2 protein-coding genes are annotated in these 7,788 nt (G+C 51.4%); both read left to right on the top strand.

All coding sequences use genetic code 11. From position 1 onward, the window contains the following. Nucleotides 1-404: hypothetical protein (locus tag BM231_RS27300; RefSeq protein WP_208860675.1), on the top strand; the 404-nt coding region annotated here is incomplete at its 5' end. Beyond that, nucleotides 404-7,788, top strand: a 7,385-nt coding sequence (locus BM231_RS26545; protein ID WP_208860676.1) for a DUF4214 domain-containing protein, incomplete at its 3' end; no start/stop codon positions are given. The genes BM231_RS27300 and BM231_RS26545, both read left to right, overlap by 1 nt.

Consider the following 7,788-nt stretch of genomic DNA (forward strand, 5'->3'; position numbering starts at 1 on the left):
CGGTGGAGGTGGTGATGATGACTCCAGTGATGGAGGTGGCAACGTCCCCACTCCGCGCCCCAAACCTGACAGGCCCGATCGTGGTGACGAAGACAGAGTTCCCACTCCGCGTCCCAAACCTGACAGGCCAGATCGTGACGACGAGGACAATGTCCCTGTTCCGCGTCCCAAGCCTGACTTTCCAGATCGTGACGATGAGGGCCGTGTTCCTGTTCCTCGTCCTAAGCCTGACTTTCCAGATCGTGACGATGACGGCCATGTTCCTGTTCCTCGTCCTAAGCCTGACTTTCCAGATCGTGACGATGACGGCCACGTTCCTGTTCCTCGTCCCAAACCTGACGATGCAGTTACTGGCAACGGAGAAGTACGTGTCGCATTTTTTGACAAAATGTATGATTCAGTAATGGATGCTGTGGGTGGAGTGCTCTATGAGTCTGGTCTGCCGGATGCTCACGAGCGAGCCCTTAAAGAAGAAGATAACAGAATACAAGAAAAGTTTAAGAATGACCCAAACTCTCTAACCAAATATGAAAGTATAAGACATTTAGAGCTGGTCGAAGAAGAGAAAGCCCGGAAAAGGGCTGATAAGCTGGTTAATCCATCATGGGAAGAAAAAGAAGAACCCAAACGCGGTTATAAAATCCCGATTAAAAAAACTCCCTGTTTTGCCAAAGGCACTCCAGTTCTGACGCCCTTTGGCGAAATCGCTATTGAAAAGTTAAAGGTGGGCGATAAGGTTCTGGCTTTTGACCCTGTTTTGGAGAACGGACGTGGTCGTCTGGTGGCGAAGGAAGTAACCCAGCTTTTCCTAAACACCACCTCTGAGTTCTTGAAGCTGACCTGGGAAGAAAACGGTGAAACGAAGGAGGTGATCACAACTCCCGGTCACCATTTCCTGCGTGAAGGTGGCCAGTTTGGCCCGATCTCAGAAAGTGTTGAAGATGGCGCTGTTCGGGTTGTTCTTAAGTCTGGCAATGTAGCGACTTGCCAAGTCGAGGCCATTGTTTATTCGGCGAAAACTGCAAAACTATTTGATCAGGCAAAGAGCCATGAAATGGCTCATTCCGGTGCTCTTGCATTAGAGCTTTGTGACGAATGGGAGAGCTACAACTTCGAAGTTAATGACTGTCATACTTATGTCGCCGGAGGTATTCGCGTACACAATGACTGTACCGATTCCAGTAGCTACGGGGGCGAGGAAGAACAAGGCGGGTTCTATGAGCACAACATGCTTGTCGGTCCGATTATTCTTGATCTTGATGATGATGGCATTCAGGTGACACGGCTGGATCAGTCGACTATCTTCATGGATGCAGGCGGGGATGGTCTGGAGCATCGCACGGCCTGGGCGGCCAGTGGTGATGGGGTGCTGTTTTATGATCCCGATGGCCGCAATGCAATCACCGAAAAACGTCAGTTTGTATTCACTGAGTGGGACCCTACAGCCACCAGTGACATGGAAGCGCTGGCCTCTGTCTTTGACAGCAATGGCGATGGCGTGCTGAGTGCAGAGGATGCTGGCTTTGCTAAGTTCAAGCTGCTGGTGACCAATGCGGACGGCTCAACCAGCGTCAAGACATTGACTGAGCTTGGGATTACACAGATCAACCTGACCGCGGATGCGACGAATATTGAGCTTAGCGATGGTTCTGTCATCGCCGGTCAGACCACCTTTACGCGTGCAGATGGAACCACAGGCACAGTGGGCGACATGAAGCTTGCTGCAGAAAGTCAAGGTTATCGCGTAGAGCAGGTGGAGAGTATTGATGGTGCTGGCGCACGGACGCTGATTACGACGGCCTATGAGAGCGACGGCAGCAAAGCCTATGAAATCCACTCTGTCACCAGCGCAGACGGGCTTGTCCTCACCAACCGTTATGATGACAATGGGGATGGGGTCACCAACCGGATCCAGACCATTGTAACGGTGGTCGGTTCTGATAGCAGCCGCACTCAAACAGAAAGCAATTTTGCTGGCAGCGATATAGCCAGTGCTGTACTGCGCAGCCGCATTCAGACCACAACCAGCGCAGACGGGAACACCCTGACCATTGAGCGCGATATGACAGGCGGTGGCTGGTTTGACCAGCGCGAAATGCGGGCAACGCAAAGCGACAGCAGCCAGGTCATTACCGTCAGTGCTCTGGCCCAGGACGGGTCTGTGATCACCTCTCGCAGTGAAACTGTATCCAGTGATGGGTCGGTGCGTGTTGATGGATATGATCAGGACGGTGATGGGTCCGTTGATACCACCGAGACCCACAGGGTAACCGTAAACGGTGATGACAGCCGATCCGAGACGGTTGCGATTACCAACCAGGATGGCTCACTGCGCTCACACGTTAAAGAAGACGTCAGCGCAGATGGTCGCACGAAAGTGGTTGAGCGGGATCTGGACGGAGATGGTGACACGGACACCCGTGAAGAGCTGTCAATTACGGTTGCAGCAGATGGCCAGACGACCTCTGAACTCGCCGTTAAGAACGGTGATGGTTCCCTGCGCAGTTCAACCACCACCGTTCAGTCTGCTGATACGCTGATCAGGACGACAACAGCGGATCAGGATGGCGATGGCGATACTGATCTGACCATCGTGGATACGACCACGATTGCCACAGATGGCAGCCGTGAGCATGTGGTTACGCAGACCAACGCGGACGGGTCTGTGCGCTCAATGACAAGGGAAACACTGGGCGCAGACAAGGTCAGCCAACAAACTTTCGTGGACCTCAACCAGAATGGGAGCCTTGAGGCAAACGAGGTTGTGTCTTCAGTCGTGTCCAACTCTACAACTCAGGATCGAGTTGCCACAAGTTGGACCCGTAATGCGGATGGTTCCGTCAATGCGAAGACGGTTGCCACCACCAGTGCAGACGGTCTGCAGACCACCACGCAGACAGACCGTGACGGAGATGGTGATACGGATGTCTCTGTTAAAGACATCACCAGTGCCGATGACAACGGCAACTCAACACGGACCGTCACCACTCGCAATTCTGACGGCTCTCTACGTTCTCAAGCAAAGGTCAGCACCAGTGCTGATGGCTTGAGTATTACGACAACCACTGATGTAGATGGGGATGGTCAGATCGATGCCCGAACTGTTGAGGTTCTGGCGAAGGAAACCGATGGCGGTACACGCCAGACCCGTTCAGACTATGCTGGCGATGGCAGCCTGATCTCAAAACAGGTCGTGGAAGAAAGTGCAGACCGGCGCGTGAAGACCACGAGCGTTGACCTGGACGGCGATGGCAACAGTGATGCAGTTTCCATACGCACGGAGCAGACAGATGGTTCCGTCAGCCTGCATGAGACTGCCTACGCCAATGACGGCACGGCGTTTGGACAAACACTGACTACCACCAGTGCCAATGGTCTGACCACAAGTGTTGCAAGAGATCTGGATGGTGATTTATCTGCCGATGTGACAGTTACAAGTGTAACAACGCTGAATGCAGATGGTAGCAAAACCACTCTCCAGGAAAGCCGCAATGCAGACGGTTCTTTGCGCAACCAAAGCACGGTAAGCATCAATGATGATGGCCTGCAGAGCGTGACGCAAACGGATCAGGATGGTGATGGTATCTTTGAGCGCAATGTTCAGGACATCACTGTTCTTCAGGCAGATGGCAGCACTATTCGTACTGTTGAGACACGCTCTGACAATGGATCGCTCCTAAGACGCACACAGACGACCCTCAGAGATGATGAATTAAGCTCTATTGTTAAAACAGATGCGGATGGCGATGGCACCTACGACCTTGTTGAAACAAGAGAAACAGAACTTCAGGTAGATGGCTCCCTGGTCACTACAGTTGAGCTGCGTGACGGTTCTGGTGCGCTGCGCACTCGTTCTGTTGAAACAGTCTCAGACAATGAACGCTATCGCACAAGTGAGGTGGACGTGAATGGTGATGGTCAAGCTGATCAGCTCACCACACAAACGATTGCAGAAGATGGCATTGCCAGGAGCGTAACCCAGCAACTGGCCGCAGATGGTTCTTTGCAAAGTCAGACCCAATTGGAGACCAGTGCCAATGGTCTGAAGAGTGTTACACAAACAGACCGGGATGGGGATGGTGTTTATGAGAGCGTCTCACAAACAGATCGCAGCCTGAATGCTGATGGCTCCCAGACCAGTATCACAACTCATAAAGGGCAAGATGGTACGCTTTGGAGCCGTAGCTTTGTCACACAAAGCGATGATGGGCTGTCCTCTACTCGCCTGGACGACAGGGATGGAGATGGTCAAAATGATCGCTCACAAACCTCCACGACCACCCTTGCTGCAGATGGCGGACAGAGCACTCTTACCAATGTGACGTCCTCTGATGGTTCACTGCTGTCCAGGACACTAGACATGGTCAGTGGTGATGGTCGCGCCCGTACGCGCCAAGTGGATGTTGATGGCAACGGTCATCATGATGGGGTGAGTACAACAACGCTCAGAGATGATGGCGTTACGGTCACAACAACTTCTAGCTATTCTGATGATGGCACTTTGCTCTCCAAAGTGAGCAAAACGCAAAGCGGTAATGGTCTGGAGACCTCCTTTAGTCTGGATCTGGATGGGGATGGCTCCACGGACCGCACTCTGAATGATGTCACTGACTATGCTGCGGATGGAACGCAGACCCGCACCGTAACCCATAAAGATGGTCAGGAAGAGTTGCTGGCACGGCAAAGCGTTGCCACCTCTGGCGACGGTCTGACGGTGACCTCCATTCTTGATCGCGATGGAGATGGAACTTATGAGAGCCAGACCACACAGGTGACCTCCCTCTCCAATGACGGCACAGTCGCGACAGCTTCAACCACCAAAGACGCCAGTGGTACGACGACCAGCAGCTCTACTGAAACAACCAGTGGGGATGGACTGGAGGTTACACAGAGCACGGACTTTGATGGTGACGGGAACACCAATCGCACTTCACACCTTGTGCGCGGTGCGTCTGGTGGCAGCACCTCTAGTGTGTCTCTTCTTGCTGACAATGCAGATGTGCTGCGCACAACAAAGACGGTGATCAGTGCAGATGAGCGTACCAAAACAACCAGTGTTGATCTGGATGGAGATGGTGACATCGATCAGAAGGCCGTCACTCACATTGATCTAAGTAAGGATGAGACCTCCACTTACACCGAATTTGCTGAAGACGGATCAATAGCTTCTTCTGTAACCCGGACCATGTCGGCCAATGGCACAGAGCAAAGCTATGCATTTGATCTTGATGGTGACGGCACTTCAGAGTTCACCCGAACGACTTCCATCTCTTATGATGTCTCTGGCAATCAAGTCTGGATGTTTGAAGAAAAATATGCAGACGACCTGCGTTATTCCAGTACAACTGTCACCTCAGCCAATGGGCTGATGGCAACCACCAGCATCGACTATGATGGGGATGGTGAGATTGATGAGACGGTCACCGATGAGACAGTCCTGCAGTCTGATGGCAGCTCAACCTTCACCAGCACAGATCGCTATGAAGATGGAACGCTGCGCTCAAGCTATAAACAGACCACCAGTTCTGATGGCAGGACCATCTCAAAGATCTATGACTTTGATGGAGATGGCAGGAAAGACAAGACAGAAGTCACCAAGACGCTGGCAGATGGCAGCCAAACCCTGACTGAGACTGGATATGCCAAGAATGGCAGCGTCTTTAAGACAGCGGTGACTTCAACCTCTTCTGATGGACTGACCACAACGATTGTGCGTGATGGTGTAACTCAAACCATCTCACGCTCAGTGCTGAATGATGGCAGCTACTCTTGGGATAACGGAGTTGCCGCCTCAGCCAGTAAGGCTCATCTCAAGGTCAGTCACACTGTCGATAGTCAAGGCATTGAGACCTGGCAGATCAGTGAGGCCACATCAGGATCTACAACAACGACGGTTCACCATCTGGATGAGCAAGCCAAGGCCAGAGTGCTTTATGAGGCAGCTCAAGTTTATGACAGTGTGCTTGATCGGGAGATGGATACATCTGAAGTTGAGGTCCTTGTTCGTTATCTTGAGGATGGTCAGCTGGATGCAACTGCTCTGGCAGGGGTCCTTTTGACCTCTAATGAGTATCAAACCCGCTATGGCACGTTAAGCGATGTCGGCTTTGTCTCAAGAGCGTTCCAAAATACCCTTGGCCGTATGCCGGAACTAGCAGAGCTGAGTGAGTATCTGGATGAGATGACTTTTGGAACACTCACACGTGCGCAGCTTTTGGCGGACCTTGCCCTTTCAGTTGAACATCAGGTTGTTGGTAATGGAGTAGATGAAACCAAGAGTTATGATGAAACCCAGAACTATGATGTCTTCCTGCTTCCGGTTCGGCAAGAAAAAGATCTGACTGCTTCCTTTGGTGTGGAAGGACTGAATATCTCCACCAACGACATGAGAGTGCTCATTGGAGACGACACCGATGACACAATCCACGTCTCAACTCAGGAAGCGGTCTTTGGTGGCAAGGGCAATGACACCATCACTGGCAATGACAAAAATGACATTCTGGTTGGCGGTGAAGGAAACGATACTATTTATGGCAATGCAGGCAATGACACGATCATTGGTGGCGCGGGTGATGATTTCCTGAGAGGAGGCAAAGGCGCTGATACCTATCTCTTCAGCAGAGGGGATGGAAAGGACACCATCGAGGATACAAGTGGTAGCTCAGATGTAATACGCTTAGGTGATGATATTGAGCTTGAAGACATCACCTTGAAAAGAAGTGGCGATGATCTGCTGATTTACATCCTGCCGAGCGATAACCATGACCAGCCTCTCAGTGAGGTGGAAGATGTTATTCGGATTAAGGATTGGGACAATGCTTCTTACCGGATTGAAAGCCTACAGTTTGCTTCTGGTGTCTCTGTGCCGCTATCTCGTTTTTCCAGTAGTTTTAGGAAGGCAGCAGAAGGCTCGACTGTCTCAGCCTCAAGCGGGCATGATTGGATTGAAGGGGCAGCGGGGAATGAGATCCTCAAAGGCAAGGATGGCAATGATTACTTGATTGGCCGTGAGGGTAACGACACCCTTGATGGTGGTGATGATTATGACAGCCTCTTTGGTGGCGAAGGCAATGATATCTTAAAAGGTGGCAAGCAAAACGATCTTCTGGTTGGAGGTGTTGGAGACGACAATCTGCAAGGCGGTACAGGAGATGACACATACGTCTACTCTCGCGGCGATGGCATAGACACAATCTCAGACGAAAACGGTTCTGATGACCTCCTCATTCTGACAGACCTGAAACTTGATGAAGTCACACTACGCACTGACGGTAATGATCTGGTCATCTATGTGCTTGATCCAGACAACCCAGGTGCTGCCCTTGCTGATCTGTCCGACAGCATTCGCATCAAAAACTGGAACTCATCATCAAAACGCATCGATACAATCAGGTTCGAAGATGGATACGAACTCAAAATCGGGGAGATTGAGAATACATCTGTTACATCGTCCCCTACTTCCCACAATCGCATAAGACTAGATGGAACGGCTCAAAACGATCTTATTGTTGGCGGAAAAACATCTAATTACATTTATGCCGGCGACGGCAACGATACTCTGGATGCTGGCGGACATACTGAACATTGGCAGCACCTACGCGGTCAGAAAGGAGACGACACCTATCTGATCGGTAATGATGATGGCAATGTCTGGATCACTCAGCTTGGGGAATGGGCTGACAGCGGCAACGATACCGTTCGCTTTAAGGATCTGACGCTTCAGGATCTAACACTAAGCACGTACAGCCATGACAACTATGGTGAAGCTCTGCGCCTGCAATGGGACAA

It is taken from the genome of Pseudovibrio ascidiaceicola, from assembly GCF_900114245.1.
GTDB lineage: Bacteria > Pseudomonadota > Alphaproteobacteria > Rhizobiales > Stappiaceae > Pseudovibrio > Pseudovibrio ascidiaceicola.